This window comes from Serratia sp. 2723, assembly GCF_050434425.1.
Lineage (GTDB): Bacteria > Pseudomonadota > Gammaproteobacteria > Enterobacterales > Enterobacteriaceae > Chania.
In genome coordinates this window covers 136,737-157,455 of record NZ_JBNDIN010000006.1, presented here as the reverse complement: position 1 = coordinate 157,455, position 20,719 = coordinate 136,737, and the positions used below count along the sequence as shown (strand labels likewise).

At 56.1% G+C, this 20,719-nt stretch carries 18 protein-coding genes; 10 read left to right on the top strand and 8 right to left on the bottom strand.

The window, feature by feature from the left end:
- Positions 1–50: 50 nt before the first annotated feature.
- Positions 51–2,609: a fimbria/pilus outer membrane usher protein gene (locus ABIE29_RS11375; protein ID WP_429618863.1), complete on the top strand. Its 2,559-nt coding sequence runs from the start codon at positions 51–53 to the stop codon at positions 2,607–2,609.
- The gene (locus ABIE29_RS11370; protein WP_429618862.1) at positions 2,606–3,637 is read left to right on the top strand and encodes a fimbrial protein; all 1,032 of its coding nucleotides are present in this window, start codon (positions 2,606–2,608) and stop codon (positions 3,635–3,637) included. The genes ABIE29_RS11375 and ABIE29_RS11370 overlap by 4 nt, the downstream gene beginning before the upstream one ends.
- 92 nt (positions 3,638–3,729) lie before the next feature.
- Here ABIE29_RS11370 and ABIE29_RS11365 read toward each other — a convergent pair whose 3' ends face one another.
- From ABIE29_RS11365 to ABIE29_RS11350, 4 genes are all read right to left on the bottom strand, one after another.
- Entirely contained in the window at positions 3,730–4,173 is a 444-nt protein-coding gene (locus tag ABIE29_RS11365; protein WP_429618860.1) for a helix-turn-helix domain-containing protein, read from the bottom strand.
- A gap of 336 nt (positions 4,174–4,509) precedes the next feature.
- Positions 4,510–5,922: an alkaline phosphatase gene (gene phoA / locus ABIE29_RS11360; RefSeq protein WP_429618858.1), complete on the bottom strand. Its 1,413-nt coding sequence runs from the start codon at positions 5,920–5,922 to the stop codon at positions 4,510–4,512.
- A 139-nt stretch (positions 5,923–6,061) separates the two neighbouring features.
- A complete protein-coding gene (locus tag ABIE29_RS11355; protein ID WP_429618856.1) occupies positions 6,062–6,769 on the bottom strand; it encodes a glutathione S-transferase N-terminal domain-containing protein in 708 nt (235 codons plus the stop codon).
- 77 nt (positions 6,770–6,846) lie between these two features.
- A complete protein-coding gene (locus tag ABIE29_RS11350; RefSeq protein ID WP_429618853.1) occupies positions 6,847–7,530 on the bottom strand; it encodes an ArsR/SmtB family transcription factor in 684 nt (227 codons plus the stop codon).
- A gap of 172 nt (positions 7,531–7,702) precedes the next feature.
- Here ABIE29_RS11350 and ABIE29_RS11345 point away from each other — a divergent pair, with 172 nt between their 5' ends.
- Both ABIE29_RS11345 and ABIE29_RS11340 read left to right on the top strand, forming a co-directional pair.
- A complete protein-coding gene (locus ABIE29_RS11345) occupies positions 7,703–8,587 on the top strand; it encodes a cytochrome P450 (protein ID WP_429618851.1) in 885 nt (294 codons plus the stop codon).
- Positions 8,568–8,912, top strand: a complete 345-nt coding sequence (locus ABIE29_RS11340; RefSeq protein ID WP_098928001.1) for an antibiotic biosynthesis monooxygenase family protein — start codon at positions 8,568–8,570, stop codon at positions 8,910–8,912. The genes ABIE29_RS11345 and ABIE29_RS11340 overlap by 20 nt, the downstream gene beginning before the upstream one ends.
- 63 nt (positions 8,913–8,975) lie before the next feature.
- On the opposite strand, the gene cynS is transcribed toward ABIE29_RS11340, so the two are convergent.
- Positions 8,976–9,446 carry a cyanase gene (cynS, locus tag ABIE29_RS11335; RefSeq protein WP_429618848.1) on the bottom strand — a complete coding sequence of 157 codons (471 nt, stop codon included), beginning with the start codon at positions 9,444–9,446 and terminating at the stop codon, positions 8,976–8,978.
- Between the two features lie 25 nt (positions 9,447–9,471).
- Positions 9,472–10,125 carry a carbonic anhydrase gene (locus tag ABIE29_RS11330; protein ID WP_429618846.1) on the bottom strand — a complete coding sequence of 218 codons (654 nt, stop codon included), beginning with the start codon at positions 10,123–10,125 and terminating at the stop codon, positions 9,472–9,474.
- A 118-nt stretch (positions 10,126–10,243) separates the two neighbouring features.
- On the opposite strand from ABIE29_RS11330, the gene cynR reads away from it, so the two are divergent.
- Complete coding sequence (cynR, locus tag ABIE29_RS11325; protein WP_429618844.1) at positions 10,244–11,131, top strand: transcriptional regulator CynR; 888 nt, start codon at positions 10,244–10,246, stop codon at positions 11,129–11,131.
- 176 nt (positions 11,132–11,307) lie between these two features.
- Positions 11,308–12,900: an ABC-F family ATPase gene (locus ABIE29_RS11320; RefSeq protein ID WP_429618841.1), complete on the top strand. Its 1,593-nt coding sequence runs from the start codon at positions 11,308–11,310 to the stop codon at positions 12,898–12,900.
- Between the two features lie 245 nt (positions 12,901–13,145).
- Here the strand turns inward: ABIE29_RS11320 and moeB are convergent, their stop codons facing one another.
- Both moeB and moeA read right to left on the bottom strand, forming a co-directional pair.
- Positions 13,146–13,955, bottom strand: a complete 810-nt coding sequence (gene moeB / locus ABIE29_RS11315; protein WP_429618839.1) for a molybdopterin-synthase adenylyltransferase MoeB — start codon at positions 13,953–13,955, stop codon at positions 13,146–13,148.
- A gap of 2 nt (positions 13,956–13,957) precedes the next feature.
- Positions 13,958–15,196 carry a molybdopterin molybdotransferase MoeA gene (moeA, locus tag ABIE29_RS11310; RefSeq protein WP_429618837.1) on the bottom strand — a complete coding sequence of 413 codons (1,239 nt, stop codon included), beginning with the start codon at positions 15,194–15,196 and terminating at the stop codon, positions 13,958–13,960.
- Positions 15,197–15,303: 107 nt separating this feature from the next.
- Here moeA and ABIE29_RS11305 point away from each other — a divergent pair, with 107 nt between their 5' ends.
- The 4 genes from ABIE29_RS11305 to gsiB all read left to right on the top strand — a co-directional run bounded on the left by ABIE29_RS11305 (position 15,304) and on the right by gsiB (position 20,613).
- Positions 15,304–15,840: a DUF924 family protein gene (locus ABIE29_RS11305; protein WP_429618834.1), complete on the top strand. Its 537-nt coding sequence runs from the start codon at positions 15,304–15,306 to the stop codon at positions 15,838–15,840.
- A 340-nt stretch (positions 15,841–16,180) separates the two neighbouring features.
- Positions 16,181–17,155 (top strand): isoaspartyl peptidase/L-asparaginase family protein, encoded by a 975-nt coding sequence (locus tag ABIE29_RS11300; RefSeq protein ID WP_429618832.1) that lies wholly within the window; start codon positions 16,181–16,183, stop codon positions 17,153–17,155.
- A 19-nt stretch (positions 17,156–17,174) separates the two neighbouring features.
- Positions 17,175–19,052: a dipeptide ABC transporter ATP-binding protein gene (locus ABIE29_RS11295; RefSeq protein WP_429618829.1), complete on the top strand. Its 1,878-nt coding sequence runs from the start codon at positions 17,175–17,177 to the stop codon at positions 19,050–19,052.
- 25 nt (positions 19,053–19,077) lie between these two features.
- Complete coding sequence (gsiB, locus tag ABIE29_RS11290) at positions 19,078–20,613, top strand: glutathione ABC transporter substrate-binding protein GsiB (protein ID WP_429618827.1); 1,536 nt, start codon at positions 19,078–19,080, stop codon at positions 20,611–20,613.
- Positions 20,614–20,719: the final 106 nt, after the last annotated feature.

The window sequence follows — 20,719 nt, the reverse complement described above, 5'->3', positions numbered from 1 at the left end:
TGTGAAGTCAGCCGACGGGGACGCTTAATTTGGTAAAGGAATGCATGGATATGAAAGAGTTACCTATCTCTGCCGCCGTAAAGTCGGCACTTTTCAATTACAGATCCATCCTGCTGTTGACCGGTAGTGCCCTTTGCCTGACCACGCCGGCATTTTCTCAGGCAGCGGCTCCAAACGATGCCAAACAGGCCGCTACACCGGTCGAAGCCACTTTCAACAGCAATTTCCTGGTTGGCCAGGCGCAGGGCGTGGATCTTTCACGTTTTCGTGATGGCAACCCGATATTGGCTGGGAAATATTCTCTGGATGTCTATGTCAATGGGGAATGGAAGGGTAAAAAGAACATCGAGTTCAAGAGTGTGCCGGGTAAAGACAGTGCCGATACCTGCTTTAGCCTGCTGTCTCTGGAAGAGTTTGGCGTCGATACTGCGGCAATGGGCAGCGATCCGGCGGTGACGACCAGCAGTTGCAAGCCGCTGGGTGAATGGGTGCCGGAAGCGTCTTACCGCCTCAATACCAGCACCTTACGTATGGATGTCAGCATTCCGCAGGCCGCGCTGCGCCGTACTGCGCGCGGTTATGTTGACCCGAAATTCTGGGATCGCGGCATCACCGCCGGTTTTCTGTCCTATAACTTCAACGCCTTCAATTCGCACAGCTCCAATAGCGGCGGCAATTCGGATTCGACCAACGCTTATCTGACGATGAACGCCGGGATAAACATTGCCGGTTGGCAGCTGCGCCATGACTCTAACGTAAACTGGCGTAGCCAGGAAAGTACCCATTGGCAGAACACGGCCACCTATGCGCAACGTGCCATTCCAGGTGTGCGCGGTATGCTGACCTTGGGGGATGCGTTTACCAGCGGGGATTTCTTTGATTCGATCGGTTTTCGCGGTGCGCAACTGAGTACCGACGATCGCATGTTGCCGGACTCTCTTAACGGTTATGCGCCAGTGGTGCGCGGCGTGGCACAAAGCAACGCCCTGGTGGAAATTCGCCAGAACAACCAGCTGATCTATCAAACGACGGTAGCGCCGGGCGAGTTCGTGATTAACGATCTGTTCCCTACCGGCTACGGCGGCGATCTGGACGTCACGGTCAATGAGGCCGATGGTTCCGTGCGCCAGTTCAGCGTTCCCTATGCTTCGGTGGCACAGATGCTGCGCCCGGGGATCCAGCGCTATGCGTTAACCGCTGGCCAAGTTCGCGATGATAATTTACATACCTTGCCCGAGATGTTCCAGGCGACTTATCAGCGCGGGTTTACCAATATTCTGACCGGCTATACCGGGGCGACCATCAGCGATGGTTACAGCGCGGTGCTGCTGGGGAGTGCGCTGGCAACACCGTTGGGGGCTTTTGCCGTCGACGTGACTCAGGCCAACACCCGCTTGAAACAGGGGGATATGTCCGGCCAGAGCTACAAGATCAGCTACAGCAAGCTGATGTCGGAAACCAATACCAACTTCACCATCGCGGCCTATCGCTACTCGACTTCCGGCTACCTGTCACTGCGTGATGCGGTGTATGCCCGTGATAACGAGAGCCGGGGCTTAAGTGCCGATGCGGTTAACCGCCAGCGCAGTGAATATCAGCTCACGCTGAACCAGGGGCTGGGTGCCAATCTGGGATCGCTGTATATCACCGGTTCGGTGCGCGATTACTGGAACCGTGGTGGTACCTCCAAACAGTATCAGGTGGGCTACAACAACTTCATTGGTCGAGTTACCTACGGTTTGTCCGCCATGCGTACCACCGATACTTATAACCATGATGAAACCCGTTACTTCCTGAACTTCTCGATCCCGTTCAACATTGGCTCGCAAAACATCAGTCTGAATAGCGCATTGGCCTACAACGACCAAGGCTACGACAGCAGCCGCATCGGGATTAACGGCTCCACCGGGGAGGATAACAACATCAGCTACAGCGCCACCTTGGCCAACGACCAGACCGGCGGAACCAATACCAGCGTGAGTGGGGAATACCGCAGTCGTTTTGCCACCATGAACGGTTCTTACAGCTATGGCCGCGATTTCCGCCAGTCGTCCATCGGGGCTTCCGGCAGCGTGGTGGCACATGGCGGTGGCGTGACCATGACACCTCAGCGTGGCCAAACCATGGTGCTGGTTGAAGCGCCGGATGCCGCAGGGGCGATCGTCACCAACTCTCCTGGGGTGCGAATCGATGAGAACGGCTATGCGGTGGTGCCTTATGTTGCCCCATACCGCATGACCAACGTCACGCTGGATCCTAACGGCATGTCACACGATGTCGAGCTGGAAAGCAGCAGCCAGCAGGTTGCGCCTTATGCCGGTGCGATTGCCAAGCTGGAGTTCAAGACCATCAAAGGTCAGGCGCTGATTATCCATGCGCTGGGCCCGAATGACACGGCGTTACCTTTTGGTGCCGAAGTATTGGATACCCGTAACCAGGTGATCGGCATCGTCGGTCAGGGCAGCCGCATCTATCTGCGTACCGAAGCGTTACAGGGGCTGCTGTTGGTGAAATGGGGTACTCAGCCGACACAACAGTGTTCCGTGAACTACCACGCGAAAACACATAACAGCACTGATTACGAAATTATCGAGGCGAGCTGCAAATGATCAACGTTATTCATAAATTCACTGCCATGCGCCAGCGCCCTAAACAAGCCATGCTGTTTTTGTTACTGATGTCGGCGACGCAGTTGGCCTATGCCCAATGCCAGGTGACCACCAATCGCCCACAGGATATCATTATGAACGTCGGCCGGGTGTTGATCACGCCGACCACCAAGGTGGGCGATATTCTGGCCACCGGTAAGTTCGATATCCGTCGTGATGACAATATCTCCTGTTGGGGTAACAGCACGTTATATGGCCGAATTTTGCAAGGTGGTCCGAGCTCCATCAGTGACAAAATCTGGACCACCAACGTGCCTGGGGTAGGGCTGCGGCTTTATCGCCAGATCGGCACGCAGGAAGGGGCCTATTACCCGCACGAGATCTACCGTAACGGTGGGGTGTATCTGGGTGAGGGGTATTTTGTGGTTGAGGTAATCAAAATTGCCCAGAATACCGGCACCGGAGCGTTGGCTCCCGGGCAGTATTCTTCTTACTATGCGGATGGGACGGGTCCTTCAAGACCGATCCTGATCTCCCACGTATTAGCTAATAGTATCACTATTGTCACTTCGTCCTGCTCGGTGGACGCGGGTTCAAAAAACAAGGTGATCAACCTGAGCACGGTGGCTACTGCGGCGTTTAAAGGCGTCGGCAGTACTGCCGCAGAGCAGGACTTTTCTATTAATATCAATTGTGTAGGTGGTACTGGGACGGAGCTGTTGCCTGGTGGCACAGGGGAAGGGCTGGTGAACGTACGTTTTGACTATACCCGCGATACCTCGAATGCGCCGGGTGTACTCCAGCCGGTACAGGATAGCAATGCCGCCAGCGGCGTCGGTGTTCAACTGCTGACCGGCAATAACTCAACGCCAATCAATAGCGGTACGGCGGTGTATGCCGGGCATACCATTGCCAACCAGACCAATACCATCACCTTGCCACTTAAGGCGCGTTACTACCAGACTGCAGCGAAAATGAAGGGCGGCACCATCAAATCGATTGCTACCTTTACCCTCGAATATAACTGATAAGACATCACCCAGTTCAGTACGGGGCGTTGCGCCCGTTTAGCGCGATCTGAAAAGGCCAATGGGTTGATACCCCGTTGGCCTTTTTGCTTTTAACGCTGGCCGACCCAGTTGGTGCAGCCTTCATCTACGCATTGGCGCTTGTACAGTGAATGCAGGCTCGGTGAGCTGTGCCGATAGCCGTGTTCTGAGGTGAGGGCCACTTCATCTTGCTGCGGCGTGCGGCGATAGACCGCTGGCGTTTCACCAAACTGCTTTTTAAAGGCCCGGGAAAATGAAGGCTGGGAATCAAAATGGAACTGCAGGGCGATATCCAGGATGGGACGCGGCGTGGCGCGTAGTGCTTGTGCCGCCTTCGACAAACGGCGCTCGCGGATATAGCTGCCGAGCGCATGGCCAGTGGTACTGCGGAACATACGTTGCAGATGCCATTTGGAGTAGCCTGATTTTGCCGCCACGTTGTCCAGTAGCAGTGGTTGATCCAGGTGGTTTTCGATCCAGTTCAGCAAGTCGTGAATGATATTGGCGCGATCCATTGGTTTAATTCTCCTGCAGCGACGACATTCGGGTCACAGTCAAATGGGACTTAATAATCCAAGTTTATTCTTTGATAATAGGCGCGCATTGGCAGTTACGCAAGGGTAAACTTGGATAATAGAGGTGGCGAAAAATGCTCCGCCAGGGGTAGGGGTTTAGCTTCTCCTCTACCCACAGGGAGAGGGAGTTGCCCTGCGTCTCTGATGAGGCAGGGCTGTTCCGGAACGTGATGAGAAAGAAGATGGGTGAAGTATTACGCAGAAAAATCAGCGAACTCGATCGGTCCCCTCTCCTTTTGGGAGAGGGTTAGGGTGAGGGGAACACGCCCCTCTGGTTCACTTGATGTTCATGGCGTCGCGCATAGTGAAGAACAGGTCGGTCTGATCGGTCAGCCCCACAATGTTGGCGGCATGCGGACCATAAGCGGCAACGCGCAACTGAGTACCGGTATGGCCCTGGGAGCCTTCTTCCGAGTTGCCATAGCTGATAGTCATCACCGCGCCGTCTTTGGTGGTTAATGCCTGGGTCAGCCCCGGTGCCTTGGCCTTGGCGGCAATAATCTGGCTGGAGTGGGCGTGGTCAGCGGTGACGATCACCAGGGTATTACCGTCGGCACGGGCGAACTCCAGCGCTTTTTGCACCGCCTCATCCAGATCGACCGTTTCGCCAAACTGGCCGCATGGGTTGGCATCATGGTCCTGTTTGTCGATGGACGCCCCTTCCACCTGCAGGAAGAAACCGTTCGGGTTGTTCTTCAGCAGCTCGATGGCTTTCTCGGTCATTGCCGCCAGCGTTGGCACATTGGCACCGCGCTCTGGGTTGGTTTCGCAGGTCACTGCAGGTTGATCGATATTGCCATGGAAGGAAGCTTTCGGCCCTTTCCAGCGTACCGGCATATTACCTGGCGCGAACAGGCCCAGCAGCGGCTTTTGCTGATTGGCGAGGTTAATCGTGTTCAGACTTTCGGTATCCTCCACCCATTGGTAACCCAATGCTGCAGCCTGTGCTTTCAGCGTTTTCCCCTGCCATTCACCGCTTTTCGCCAACTGAGCGAAGGATTTTGCCCCACCGCCCAGCGTGACGTCGGCGCGGGTTTTAATCAGTTGCTCGGTGATGGAGCCGTGCCCGCCGTTTTCCAACGCGTTGCCTGCGCACTGCTCACTGGTTTCTTCCGGGCCATAGCACTTGCGAGAGGTTACGTGCGAAACCAGCGCGGCCGGTGTGGCATCTTGCAGTTCTGCCGTAGAGACATTGCCAGTGGCTTTTCCTGCGGCCTTGGCCAGTTCCAAAATCGTCGGTTGATCTTTGCCGTTCACATCCACGCCCAACGCGCCGTTGTAGGTCTTGACGCCGGTAGCCCAAGCGGTGGCCGAGGCGGCAGAGTCGGTGACATAGTCCGGTTTATGGCTTTTCTTATCCAGCGAGTAGTGAGTGTATTGGCCGGTCAGCGGCAGGGCATCGATCCCCTTGAAGTAACCGCCTGCGCCTTCGGCATAGTTGCGTGCGCCGGTGATTTCCGAATCGCCCATGCCGTCGCCGATCAGCAGGATCACGTTTTTGGCGGTTTTATTCGACAGCGACGCTTGCAGTGCGGCGGTTTGATCGCCTGCCAAGCGGCGCGCACCGCCGGGTTCGGTAATATCGCCATGAGCCGCGCGATTGTTGAGTTGATTGTTGTCAGCCAGGGCGGTGGAACATAACAGCGCGGATAATATGGCACCGGCGATCAGGGAAACGGACTGCTGCATGGGTAGGGCTCCTTGTCGTAATACAAAAATACGGTCGGCATTATTTTGTTACACGGGAGAGTAGAGCAGGAAAGTGACAATTTTATGACGAGAGAAGTGGGGAAAGGGATAGCCTTTGCTGGCTACCCCAATAGGTTTATCAGGCTTGGCGGGCAGGAATATTGACGCCGCGCTGTACGGCTGGCCGAGCCAATCCGCGCTCCAGCCATTGGCCAACGACGGGGAAATTATCGAATTCCACTACTTCACGGGCCTGATAAAATCCGATCAGGTTGCGGACCCAGCCGAGCAGGGAGATATCGGCAATGGTGTATTCCGAGCCCATGATCCAATCACGTCCTTGTAGCCGCTCTTCCAGTACGCCAAGCAGCCGTTTGGACTCTTTCTGGTAGCGTTCAAATGGCCGTTTGTCTTCATATTCGCGCCCGGCGAATTTGTGGAAGAAGCCTAGCTGGCCGAACATCGGCCCGACGGACGCCATCTGGAAAAACACCCACTGGATGGTTTCATAACGTTGGGCGGGGTCCCTGGGTAACAACTTACCGCATTTCTCTGCCAGGTACAGCAGGATTGCCCCGGACTCGAACAGCGCTAACGGCTTACCGCCTGGGCCTGCGGGATCGAGGATCGCCGGTATTTTGCCGTTAGGATTGAGCGACAGGAACTCCGGCGTCCAGGTTTCATTTTTGCCGATGTCGATCAGGTGTGCCTCGTAGGGCAGGCCGATCTCTTCGAGCATGATGGAGACTTTCACCCCGTTAGGGGTCGGCAGCGAGTAGAGTTGTAACCGTTCTGGATGCTTGGCGGGCCAACGTTTGGCGATCGGGAATTGGTTAATATCGGACATGATAACTCCTCGGATATGACGGGATCGTCAACAGGTAAACCCATTGAGTATGGCAGCTAAGCTAGCGCGCCAGGCATTCAAAGCGCCAGGCCAAAATGTGCGCTCAGCGCTTTTCTACCGGCGCTGGTCAGTTGCAGCTCACGGCTGTCCAGCTGGCGCTTAACCCATCCGCGCTTTTCAAATGCGACCAATATGGCAGCGCCCAGTGCGCCACCGAGATGAGCCTTGCGTTCGCTCCAGTCCAGACAATCGCAGGCAAAGCGCCGCCGGGTCGGGGCTGGGGAGCAATCGATACCCAACTGTGTCAAGGCAGCCTGCCCAGCCTCACTGAGCTGATAGTCGTTATCCCCGAGTAGCCAGGCCCGTGCCAGCAACTGATGATGTAATTGGACCGCGATCTCGCCTGCCATGTGGTCATAGCAGGTGCGTGCATAACGTAATGAGGCCGGAGTGCTACTTTTGACCGTCGGGCGTTCTACACCGGCCAACGCCATCAGGCTTTCCAGCAGGTCGGCCACCGGTTTGCCCGCCAGACGGTAAAAGCGATTGCGGCCCTGTTTGACACAGCCGATCAGATTCTGCTCCTGCAAACGTGCCAGATGACTGCTGGCGGTGGAGGCCGCGACGTCCACCGCTGCACTCAGTTCCGTTGCGGTATAGGCACGCCCATCCATCAGCAGGCACAGCATGCGTGCTCGGGTGCGATCGGCGATAGCGGCCGTCAATGCGGCCAGGCGGTCTTCAAGCGTATTGTCATTCATACTTCGATAATAACCGAAGTATTGCTGCTCGTCTAACCCGACAATGGCTACTCTCTATTACCATCAGAAGGAAATTGCCATGACGGCCTGCCCCTTTTCAGTTGCATCGCGGCAAGCGGTGCGTGAAGCCTTAATCCATCCTCACCTCGGCGTTCGCCCCAGGAATGAGCCGGTGCCCACAGCTTTAATTGGGACGCCCGCTCAATCGATTTTCGCCTCTCTGGTACGTATGAATGATGGTGCCGGGCAGCGTGAATTAAAGGAGGCGATCGAGGTGGCTCTGGCCGCGTTCACAGACGATGAGATCTGCCAGACTACGGCTTGCGTGGCTCAACGGTTAGCGGCCAATTTGACAGCGGCAGAGCAACTCACCCGGTTTAACTACGCTTTGCCGATTTGCGTGCTGGCTGACTTATTGGGCGTGGCCCATCAGGATCGATCTGCCTTGGTGGATGAGGTGTTGGACTTTGTGCGCTGTATTGCTCCTGGCGGTAGCGCAGAGCAGATGGCTGCCGGGGCCATTGCCGCCGGAAAATTGCAAACTCGTATGCAGCAGGCCGATGGGCCGCTGTTCTGTCAATTGTGCCAATACATTGGCGATCGTGCTCTGGCGATAGCCAATGCCATCGGGCTACTGTTCCAAGCCTGTGAGGGGACCGCCGGATTAATCGGCCAGACTCTGTTGTTGACAAGTCAGTGCCATCAACCGGCAGAGGCGTTGATCCAGGCGGTGTTGCAGCAAACTCCGCCGATCCATACTACCCGGAGGTTTGCGCGACAGGCTACGTTGCTTGACGGTCAAACGCTGGCGGTGGGGCAGAGCGTATTGGTGCAGTTGAAAACGCCGCAGGAGAGTTTTGCCTTTGGTCACGGTGCTCATCGTTGCCCAGGAGAACGTTGGGCACGGTTGATCGCCTTGGTGGGGATCGGCCATTTATCCAAACTCAACCTTAAGCCCGAGCTGTTAAGCCATTTTCGCTGGCGTGTTTCGCAAAATGCGCGTGTACCTGAATTTTATACTGCCGAGGAGAACGATGATGATCGCGGTGATTTTTGAACTACGGGCTGCCGCTGGGCAGAGGGAAACCTATCTAGAGTTGGCGGCGGAGCTGAAACCGTTGCTGGCAGAAATTGACGGCTTTATCTCTATCGAACGTTTTCAGAGCCTGAGCGAGCCGGACAAGTTGTTATCGCTGTCGTTCTGGCGTGATGAGGCGGCGGTACAGCAGTGGCGCAACCTGGAGCAACACCGTCAGGCCCAGGCGCGTGGCAGGCATGAGGTGTTGGAATATTACCGGCTGCGGGTGGCAGAGGTGGTGCGGGATTATGGGTTAGAACCGCGTGAGCAGGCCCCGGCGGATAGCCGCCATTTTCATGGTTGAATGATCCAGCGCCGAGGTTTCGGCGCTGGATTATATTAACTTAATAATTTGATAACTTAATGATTAAAATGGCTTGGTCGGCAGGTATTTACCATCCAGCGTGATCACCGCGCGTTCCCCGCCATCGGGATCCTGGACCTTTTTGATATCCAGCTTGAAGTTGATCGCGCTGATCACTCCGTCACCAAATTGTTCATGCACCAGCGCCCGCAGGGTAGAACCGTAGATCTGTACCATTTCATAGAAACGATAAATGGTCGGGTCGGTCGGTACGCCGCCGGGGATACTGCCGCGTACCGGGATGGTTTGCAGCAGGCGCACCGCGTCTTCATCCAGATCCAGTTTAGCTGCCACCACACGGGCGGCCTGTTCCGGTAACGGATGCTGGCCAAGCAGGGCAGCGGTAACAAACGCCAGGCTTAAGCCAGTACCTTGATTAATCGCCTCAAAGGTCAGGCCCTGGCGGACTTTGGCATCCATGATGATGTCGGTCAGGTTTTGGCGTGCTGAAACGCTATGTAGTGATTGTGTCATGTTGACTCCTATGGTCGTAAAAGGGTTAGAAACGTTGGATTGCAGGGCTGGCGGTGACGCTCGGGTTGCTTGCCAGCGGGACGAAACGGCGGGTATTGCCATCTAATGCATCGATACAGCCGGTGGCGATATCGTAGATCCAGCCATGCAGCCGCAGATTGCCTCGATCGAGCGCCAGCGCGACCGAAGGGTGAGTTTTCAGGTTGGTGAGTTGCGCAATGACGTTTTCACGCACCATCGAGTTAATGCGGTCGTGCTCGCTGGCGTGTTCATTGGCCTGATTGACCGCCTTGGCGGCATCGGCATAGCGCAGCCAGTTGGCCACGGTTGGCATGTGATCCAGGCATTGGCAGGTGGCGATGGCGGTCATGGCGCCGCAATCGGAGTGGCCACAAATCACGATATCCTCTACGCCCAGCGCGGCAACCGCATATTCCACCGAGGCTGAAACGCCACCTGGCTCAGGCCCGAAAGAGGGCACGATATTGCCTGCGTTGCGGATGACGAACAGGTCGCCCGGTTCGCGTTGAGTGATCAGCTCCGGCACCAATCGGCTATCGGAACATGAGATAAATAGGGTGCGTGGGTTCTGGCTGGTAGCCAGACGTTTGAACAGCTCTGTGCGCTCTACAAAAGCCTCGCGCTGGAACTTCAGAAAACCGTCAATAACCTCTTGCATGGTGACTCCATCAATGTGTTGCTTGCTTTCAATGGAGGCAAGAATGGACTTTTCTAGCTATAGGTTCCAAGACTCATTTATAATTACCGCAATAGGTATAACCAATAGTTGGAGCATTATGTTACTGCGGCACATTCGTTACTTTCTGGCGGTGGCGGAGCAGGGGAACTTCACCCGGGCGGCGGAGGTGCTGCATGTATCACAGCCCACCTTGTCACAGCAGATCAAACAGTTGGAAGAGACGTTGCAGGTAGAGCTATTCGACCGTTCCGGGCGCAGGGTGCAACTCACCGATGCGGGTCAGGCATGGATGCGCTATGCCCGGCTGGCATTACAGGATCTGGATGCTGGCAAGCGGGCCATTCAGGATGTCGCGACCTTGGAGCGCGGTAACCTGCGTTTGGCGATGACGCCGACTTTTACCTCCTACCTGATCGGCCCGCTGGTGGACGGTTTCTTCCGGCGCTATCCTGGTATTACGCTGAATATCCGGGAGATGACACAGGACAAGATGGAGGCGTTATTGTGCGATGACCAATTGGATCTGGGGATTGCCTTCGAGCCGGTTCACTCTGCGGATATAGCCGCTACCCGGCTGTTCACGGAGCGGCTGCAACTGATGGTGGGGAAGGGGCATCCGCTTGCCAAGCGCCGCACTGCCTTGAGCGTAGCGGAGGTGCGTCAGGTGCCGCTGGTGCTACTCAACGGCGACTTCGCCACGCGTCATTACGTGGATGAATATTGCCAGCAACACGCTATCCATCCACTGGTAGCCATGGAGGCCAACGCGATTAGCGCCATCGTCGAGATTGTGCGCCACGGTCAGCTCGCGACCATTCTGCCGCAGGCCATCGCACGGAGTAACCCGTTGTTGCTGCCTATCAAGCTGTCGGTTCCCATGCCCGAGCGCCACGCCGTGGTGCTGCAACGCAAAGAGGGATATCGCAGCGCCGCTTCACGGGCGTTGATTGCGATGTTGCAAGTTCAGGTCAAGGAAATGGGCTAAAAAAGTGACTGGTTTGGTTATCCGTTAATTCGTTCTGCAGAAGATATTTAGCTGGCGAATATCTCCGTTCCCCGTGCGCCGAGCAAATCTTCACCAAAACTTCCCACGATCTCTGGGTTGCGTTATGGCATAATGCGCGCCAAATCACATTCCCAATCAAATTAAGAGCGAGCGCTGTGTTAAGCACTAACAACATCACTATGCAGTTCGGCAGTAAGCCGTTGTTTGAAAACATCTCTGTCAAATTTGGCGGCGGTAACCGCTATGGTCTGATCGGAGCCAACGGCTGCGGTAAATCGACGTTCATGAAAATTCTCGGTGGCGATCTGGCGCCGAGCGGCGGTAACGTGTTCCTGGATCCGAATGAGCGCCTGGGTAAACTGCGCCAGGATCAGTTCGCTTTTGAACAGTTCAGCGTGCTGGACACCGTGATCATGGGCCACACCGAACTGTGGGCGGTGAAGGAAGAGCGTGACCGTATCTACGCCATGGCGGAGATGAGCGAAGAAGACGGCTATAAAGTGGCCGATCTGGAAGTGGCCTATGGGGAGATGGACGGCTATACCGCAGAAGCACGTGCCGGTGAGTTGCTGCTCGGCGTAGGTATTCCGGTAGAACAGCATTATGGCCCGATGAGCGAGATCGCTCCCGGCTTCAAACTGCGTGTCCTGTTGGCTCAGGCCCTGTTCTCCGATCCGGAAATCCTGCTGCTCGACGAACCAACGAACAACCTGGACATCGATACCATTCGCTGGCTGGAGCAGGTGCTGAACGAACGTAACAGCACCATGATCATCATTTCGCACGACCGTCACTTCCTGAACATGGTTTGTACCCACATGGCGGATCTGGACTACGGCGAACTGCGTGTCTATCCGGGCAACTACGACGAATACATGACCGCGGCTACCCAGGCTCGTGAACGCCTGATGTCTGACAACGCCAAGAAGAAGGCGCAGATTAACGAATTGCAGTCCTTCGTTAGCCGCTTCAGCGCCAACGCCTCAAAATCCAAGCAGGCTACCTCTCGTGCCCGCCAGATTGACAAGATCCAGCTGGAAGAGGTGAAAGCCTCGAGCCGTCAGAACCCGTTCATCCGTTTTGAGCAGGACAAGAAGCTGTTCCGTAACGCGCTGGAAGTGGAAGCGTTGGCCAAAGGCTTCGACATTGGCCCACTGTTCAGCAAACTCAACCTGATGGTTGAAGTGGGCGAGAAGGTGGCGATCCTGGGTGCCAACGGTATCGGTAAATCTACCCTGCTGAAAACGCTAGTGGGTGACCTGCAGCCGGATAACGGCAGCGTGAAATGGTCGGAAAACGCCAAGATCGGTTACTACGCACAGGATCACGAATACGAGTTCGATGAAACCTTGAGCGTGTTCGACTGGATGAGCCAATGGAAGCAGGAAAAGGACGATGAGCAGGCGGTACGCAGCATTCTTGGCCGCCTGTTGTTCAGCCAGGACGATATCAAGAAGCGCGTAAAAGTGCTGTCCGGTGGTGAGAAGGGTCGTATGCTGTTCGGCAAGATCATGATGCAGCGCCCGAACATCCTGATCATGGATGAACCAACCAACCACATGGATATGGAGTCCATCGAGTCACTGAACATGGCGCTGGAAATGTACGAAGGGACTTTGATCTTCGTTTCCCACGACCGTGAGTTCGTTAGCTCGTTGGCCACTCGTATTCTGGAAATGACACCGAACAAGGTGATCGACTTTACCGGCAACTACGAAGACTATCTGCGTAGCCAGGGTATCAACTGATCCCTTCGAGTCGCCCCTCACCCCAACCCTCTCCCACAGGGAGAGGGAGCAGTCCAGAGTGCTTGGTTAGCCCGTGCTGCTTCGGAACGTGGTGAGTAAGAGAACGATAGGTATTACGCAGCAGAATTAACGAACTCAATCCGTTCCCTCTCCCATAAGGAAAGGGAGCAGTCCAGAGTGCTTGGTTAGCCCGTGCTGCTTCGGAACGTGATGAGTAAGAGAACGATAGGTATTACGCAGAAGAATTAACGAACTCGATCTGTCCCCTCTCCCTGTGGGAGAGGGCTAGGGTGAGGGGCAGCATCTTTACCACACACCTCACACCGCGGATCCTTCGGCAGCTTCATCTCGCGAAACTGCATGCTCATCGCATCAAACATCAACAACTTCCCCACCAAAGGCTGGCCATAGTTTGCCAACAGCTTGATGGCTTCCATCGCCTGTAACGTACCGATAGTGCCGACTAAAGGTGCCATCACGCCCGCTTCAACGCAGGTCAGCGCGTTTTCTCCAAACAGCCTGCTCAGGCAGCGATAACAGGGCTGTTCCGGCTGATAGGTAAAGACGCTGAGCTGGCCCTCCATGCGGATGGCGGCCCCTGATACCAGTGGTTTACGCTGTGCATGGCACAGGCGGTTGAGCAGATCGCGGGTCGCTACGTTATCGGTACAGTCCAGCACCACGTCGCAAGCGGCAATCTGCGCCGCCATTTGCTCGTCATCCAGCTGTGTGTCTAGGGTATCAATACGGATATGAGGATTGATGGCGCTCAGCTCAATGCGGGCGGATTCGACCTTCTCCATACCAATGCGATCATCCCGGTGCAGGATTTGGCGCTGTAGATTGGAGAGGGAAACCGTGTCGAAATCAACCAGCGTCAGATGGCCGACGCCAGCGGCAGCCAAATAAGGTGCCGCCGCACAGCCCAGCCCACCAAGCCCAACGATCAGCACGTGCGCCGCCTGCAGCTTTTCCTGACCGTCGAAGTCGAAACCCCGCAGTACGATCTGGCGGTTGTAGCGCAGCGCTTGTGCATCGGTTAATTCCGGCAGCATGTTCAGTTCCTCAGCAACGCATTGAAAGGTTCGATCTCCACCATCTCTCCTGCGGCCACCGAGCCACGTTCGCGTTCCAGCACGATAAAGCAGTTACCCTGGCTGAATGAGCTGAACACATGGGAACCCTGATGGCCGGTGGTGCTCACTTCCAGCTCGCCTTGGGCATTGCTGGTGAAGATGCCGCGCTGGAAATCGAGGCGACCCGGCGACTTTTTCAGTGGTGTCAGGGCGCGAGCTTTCAGGCGGGGTGGCAGTTGCCATTCGGTGTGACCGGCCAGCTTGGCCAGCAGCGGTTGCACCAGTTGATAGAAAGTCAAAGCCGCAGAGACCGGGTTGCCTGGCAGGCCACAGAACCAGGCGTGCTGGAGCTTGCCAAAAGCAAAAGGTTTGCCCGGTTTGATGGCCAGCTTCCAGAAGCTGACTTTACCCAGTTCATCCAGCATCTGCTTGGTGTAATCGGCTTCACCGACGGAAACGCCGCCGCTGCTGATCACCACGTCCGCTTCGCTATCCGCCTGGATAAAGGCCGCACGTAATGCTTCCTGATTATCACGAATAATCCCCAGATCGATCACCGTGCAGCCGAGCTGTTCCAGCATCAGGCGTACGGCAAAGCGGTTGGTATCGTAGATCTGCCCGGCTTGCAGCGGCTGGCCGACTGGCTGTAGTTCGTCACCGGTAGAGAATACCGCCACCTTCAATTTACGCATCACCTGGACATCGGCCACGCCCAATGAGGCCAGCAGGGGCAGTTGCGCGGCCCCCAGCGTGATCCCGGCGGGCAGCACGCTCGCCCCACGCAGGATATCTTCACCCGCCAAGCGGATATTTTGCCCGGCGGTTACCTGGGTGCTGAAACGCACTCCCGCTTCACTCACTTCCGCCTGCTCCTGCATGATCACCGCATCCGTACCGGCTGGAATTGGCGCTCCGGTCATGATGCGTACGCAGGTGTTGGCAGGCCAGGTATCCGTAAACGGAGCACCGGCAAAGGCTTTACCCGCTACCGGTAACGGAGAGTTGCCGTTCAGGTCACTTAGACGTACCGCATAGCCGTCCATCGCCGAGTTGGCGAAGGGCGGGACATCGATAGGGGAAACCACCGGGGCGGCGGTAATGCGCCCGGCGGCGCTGGTCAGGGGGATGGATTCGCTCTGTTGCAGTGGCGCGATCTGGGAGAGCATTTTCTCCAGTGCCTGCTCAAGAGAAATGAGGTCAGAAGTATGACAGTGATCCATAAACAAAACTCCGTAATCGGCGTGCGCGAATTTTTCGCTATTATGGCAGATAACGCCGAAGGGGAGAAATGCCAGCGGCCCCTGGTAATCACCTATAGGAGACAGCCATGCACCAACACGTACTGAATTTTTGGTTCGAAGAGATCGACCCAGTCATGTGGTTTAAGAAGGACGATGAGTTCGACCGTTTGCTGCATACCCGCTTTGGCCAACTGTGGCAGGCGGCGTCCCAAGGGGAACTGGCGCATTGGCGTGCAACCATCCAGGGAAGACTGGCGGAAATCATCGTGCTCGATCAGTTCAGCCGTAATCTGTTCCGCAACACGCCACGCTCCTTTGCTTGTGACGGAATGGCGCTGGTACTGGCTCAGGAAGCGATCGCCACTGGGCTATGTGAAAACCTGACGGTTGAGCAGCGCGGCTTCCTCTATTTGCCGTTTATGCATTCCGAATCCGCCGTGATCCACCAGCAGGCGTTGGCGTTGTTTCGCCAATTAAATAATGGTGATCAGTTGGAGTTTGAAATACGTCATAAAGCCATAATCGATCGTTTTGGACGTTATCCCCATCGCAACGAGATATTAGGTCGGGAATCTACGTTTGAGGAGCAGGAATTTCTGCAACAACCGGGATCGGGTTTCTAAATATTTTTCATTGGCGTGCAAGCGGGGAATAGCGGAGAGGGGCATGGGATAACGCTTATTAAACATGAACCAAACCGGGTTATTTCCTGCTGCCGCCAATAGGCCGGTTAAATCTGTCAGCGGTAAATGAAAATCCAGATAACCCACTGTTTTTATAACATTTGGCTCTTTCAATGCACAAAATAGTCTAAGCAGGCTACGCTTAATGCTTGGCGACGACTTTGTGCTTTACATCGATTGCCGGGCTAAATATAGTCGAAAAAGACCAAATAATAATTCTCTCTCCATTTTCATGCGGTACCTGCTTGAATTGCCGCGGATAGATACAGGTGTCAGGCCAATGAGCAAACCAGTGATTGCCATTCATGGTGGTGCGGGCGCAATTACCCGTGCGGCATTGAGTGCAGAGAAAGAACAAGAATATATCCAGGCGCTTTCCGACATTGTGGCTGCCGGGCAGGTTATTTTGGCCGCAGGCGGCAGCGCACTGGACGCGGTAACGGAGGCAGTCAGGCTGCTGGAAGAGTGCCCGCTGTTCAACGCAGGTAAAGGCTCGGTATTTACCCACCAAGGCACTCATGAGCTGGATGCCTGCGTGATGGATGGCCGTACCTGTGATGCCGGGGCGGTCGCCGGGGTCAGCCGGATACGTAACCCGGTACTTGCCGCGCGTACGGTGCTGGAAAACAGCACTCATGTGCTGTTTGGCGGGGAAGGGGCAGAAAGATTTGCCGCCCATCACGGCCTGGAAATGGTCGAGCCCGATTTCTTCTTTACCCAGGAACGTTTTGACCAACTGCACCGCGCTCAGGCAGAGCAGGGCCGGGTGTTGCTCGATCACGACGGTGCGGCGGCGCTCAGCGGTGACCCACTCAGCGGTGACCCACTGGATCCCGATCGTAAATTTGGCACCGTGGGTGCGGTAGCGCTGGATGCCCTGGGCAATCTGGCAGCGGCCACCTCAACCGGCGGCATGACCAATAAGGCGGCAGGGCGCATTGGCGATACGCCGATTATTGGCGCAGGTTGCTATGCCAACAACGCCACGGTGGCGGTCTCAAGCACCGGTACCGGCGAAATCTTTATGCGCACCGTCGCGGCCTACGACGTGTCTGCACTGATTGAATATGCCGGTCTAACCCTGCAACAGGCCTGCGATAAAGTGGTGATGGAAAAGCTGTTGGCACTGGGCGGTAGCGGCGGGCTGATTGCTATCGATCGTTTTGGCAACGTCGCACTGCCGTTTAACAGTGAAGGAATGTATCGCGGTTTCGGCTATGTCGGCGATGCCCCGTCCGTAGGTATCTACCGCTGAACGCTTGCCGGGAGGGCAAATGACCGATACGGCCATCCAGCCACAGGCAGAAAGTGGGCTGATATTACCGCCCGAGCGCGTACTGGCGGTGAGAGATCTGTGCGTGCAATTTCGCCAAGAGGGCGACATCGTCGAGGCGGTACGCCATCTGGACTTCGACGTCGACCGTGGCGAAACACTGGCGATCGTTGGAGAGTCCGGCTCGGGTAAATCGGTTACCTCACTGGCATTGATGCGCCTGGTAGAGCAGGGCGGCGGTGAGTTAACCCGCGGCGCGATGCATTTTCGTCGGCGTAACGGCCAGGTGCTCGATCTGGCCAAGGCGAAACAGAGTACTTTGCGAACCTTACGCGGTGCCGATATGGCGATGATTTTTCAAGAACCGATGACCTCGCTCAACCCGGTGTTTCCGGTGGGGGAGCAGATCGCCGAATCCTTGCGTCTACATCAGGGGATGGATCACCGCAGCGCCAAACGCGAAGCGCTGCGTATGCTCGACCTGGTGCGTATTCCCGAGGCCAAAAACGTCCTTGGCCGCTATCCGCATCAACTGTCTGGCGGGATGCGCCAGCGGGTGATGATTGCCATGGCGCTGTCGTGCAAACCGGCGCTGTTGATTGCCGATGAACCCACCACCGCGCTGGACGTCACCATTCAGGCGCAAATCCTGCAACTGATCCGCGTGTTACAGCAGGAAATGCGCATGGGGGTGATCTTCATAACCCACGATATGGGCGTGGTGGCGGAGATTGCCGATCGGGTACTGGTGATGCACCAAGGCGAAAAGGTGGAACAGGGGGAGGTGCGCTCGTTGTTCGCCGCTCCTCAGCAGCCTTACACTCAGGCATTGTTGGCCGCCGTACCACAGCTGGGCGCGATGGCAGAGAAAGACTTCCCGGCAAAATTTCCGTTAGCTGGCGTTGACGATAACGACCAGCCACAAGACACCATACCCGCAGGAGCGACGCCGATCTTGCAGGTAGCAAATCTGGTTACGCGTTTCGATCTGCGCAGCGGCATTCTCAACCGCGTCACGCGCCGTGTGCACGCGGTGGAAAATATCAGCTTCGATCTCTATCCCGGCGAAACGCTGGGGTTGGTAGGCGAATCCGGCTGTGGCAAATCCACCACTGGCCGCTCACTGTTAAAGCTGGTAGACAGCCAACGTGGCACCATTACCTTCAACGGCCAACAGATCAACCGCTTGAAAGGCTCTGCCTTGCAGCATTTACGCCGTGATATTCAGTTTATCTTTCAAGATCCCTACGCTTCCCTGGACCCACGGCTCACCGTTGGTTTCTCCATCATGGAACCGTTGCTGGTGCACAACGTTGCTCGCGGGGCGGAGGCCGAAAAACGGGTCGCCTGGCTATTGGAGCGGGTAGGGCTGAAGCCGGAACATGCGCGGCGTTATCCGCATGAGTTCTCCGGTGGCCAACGCCAGCGTATCTGTATTGCCCGCGCGCTGGCACTCAACCCGAAAGTGGTGATTGCCGATGAGGCGGTTTCCGCGCTGGACGTGTCGATCCAGGCGCAAATTGTCAATCTGTTGCTCGATTTACAGCGTGAATTGGGCATTGCGTTTCTGTTTATTTCCCACGATATGGCGGTAGTGGAACGAGTCTGCCATCGCGTCGCGGTGATGTACCTGGGCCAGATTGTGGAGATCGGCCCACGCCGTGCGGTGTTTGAAAACCCGCAGCATGCCTATACCCGTAAGCTGATGGCCGCCGTGCCGGTGGCCGACCCAACCCATGCGCATAAACGCCGGCCGTTGCTGATGGATGAAATACCCAGCCCGATCCATGGGCTGGATGATGAACCCGTTACCGCACCTTTAGTGCAGGTAGGGCCAGGGCACTTTGTGGCCCGCCACCCTATTGCCGGTGCCTTTTAGTCTTGCCTCAGGAGAGTTAAGCACTATGACTAAGCACACATTCAAGCGTAATGTTTTGGCCGCCGTATTGCTGGCTGCCGCTGCTGGCCCGGCTTGGGCTGCCAAGGATGCGGTGATTGCCGTAGCGTCCAATTTCACCACGCTCGACCCGTACGATGCCAACGACACTTTGTCGCAGGCTGTCGCCAAATCCTTCTATCAGGGGCTGTTTGGTTTTGATAAGGATATGAAGCTGGTGAACGTATTGGCGGACAGTTACGAAGTCAGCAAAGACGGGCTGACCTACACCATCAAGCTCCAGCCGGGGGTTAAATTCCACGACGGCAGCGCGTTCGACGCCGAAGCGGTCAAGGTTAACCTGGATCGCGCCAGTAACCCGGATAATCGCCTGAAACGCTACAACCTGTTCAAGATGATCGATAAAACCGACGTGGTCGATCCCACCACGGTCAGGATCGTGCTGAAAGCGCCATTCTCGGCGTTTATCAACAACCTGGCGCACCCGGCGGCGGCGATGATTTCCCCGGCGGCCCTCAAGCAGTATGGCAAGGAGATCGGTTTCCATCCGGTGGGGACCGGCCCTTACCAGTTTGAAACCTGGAACCAGACCGACTATGTGAAAGTGAAGAAATTCGACGGTTACTGGAAAGCGGGCTTACCGAAGCTGGACAGCATCACCTGGCGGCCGGTAGTGGATAACAACACCCGTGCGGCGATGCTGCAAACCGGTGAAGCGACTTTTGCTTTCCCAATCCCTTATGAGCAAGCCAAGGTACTGGAGAAAAACAGCAAGCTGGATCTGGTGGCCGCGCCGTCGATCCTGCAACGCTACATCAGCATGAACGTGACGCAGAAACCGTTCGACAACCCGAAGGTGCGTCAGGCTCTGAACTATGCGATCAACAAGGACGCGCTGATCAAGGTGGCGTTCTCTGGCTTTGCCGTGCCGGCGGAAGGCCCGGTGCCTCCGGCCATTGATTTTGCCACCCGTTACAACCCGTGGCCATACGATCCGGCCAAAGCGCGTGAACTGCTGAAAGAAGCGGGCTATCCGAACGGCTTTACTACCACGCTGTGGTCTTCCCATAACCACAGTACCGCGCAGAAAGTGTTGCAGTTTGCTCAGCAGCAGCTGGCGCAGGTTGGGGTTAAAGTGACCGTCACCGCGATGGATGCGGGGCAACGTGCGGCGCAGGTTGAGAGCGTAGGCGTGAAGGAAACCGGCGTGCGGATGTTCTATACCGGTTGGTCTGCCTCGACCGGGGAAGCCGATTGGGCGCTGACGCCGTTATTCGCCACCCAATCCGCACCGCCTAAGCAGTTCAACACCGCATTCTACAGCAATCCGCAGGTGGATAAGGATCTGGCCGACGCGCTGGCCACCACCGATCGTGCCCAGAAGCAGGCTCTGTACAAAGATGCACAAGATCGCATTTGGGCCGATGCACCATGGATTTTCCTGGTGACCGAGCGCCTGCTGTCTGCCAACAACAAACAGCTGAGCGGCTTCTATGTGATGCCGGACACCTCGTTTAACTTTGATAACGCGGATTTGAAATAAGCCCTCACCCCAACCCTCTCCCACAGGGAGAGGGAGCAGATGGGTGTTGTGAACAGTTACAGGCGTTAATTTATGGCACTGTTCCGGTGGTGAGGTTAACAACGGA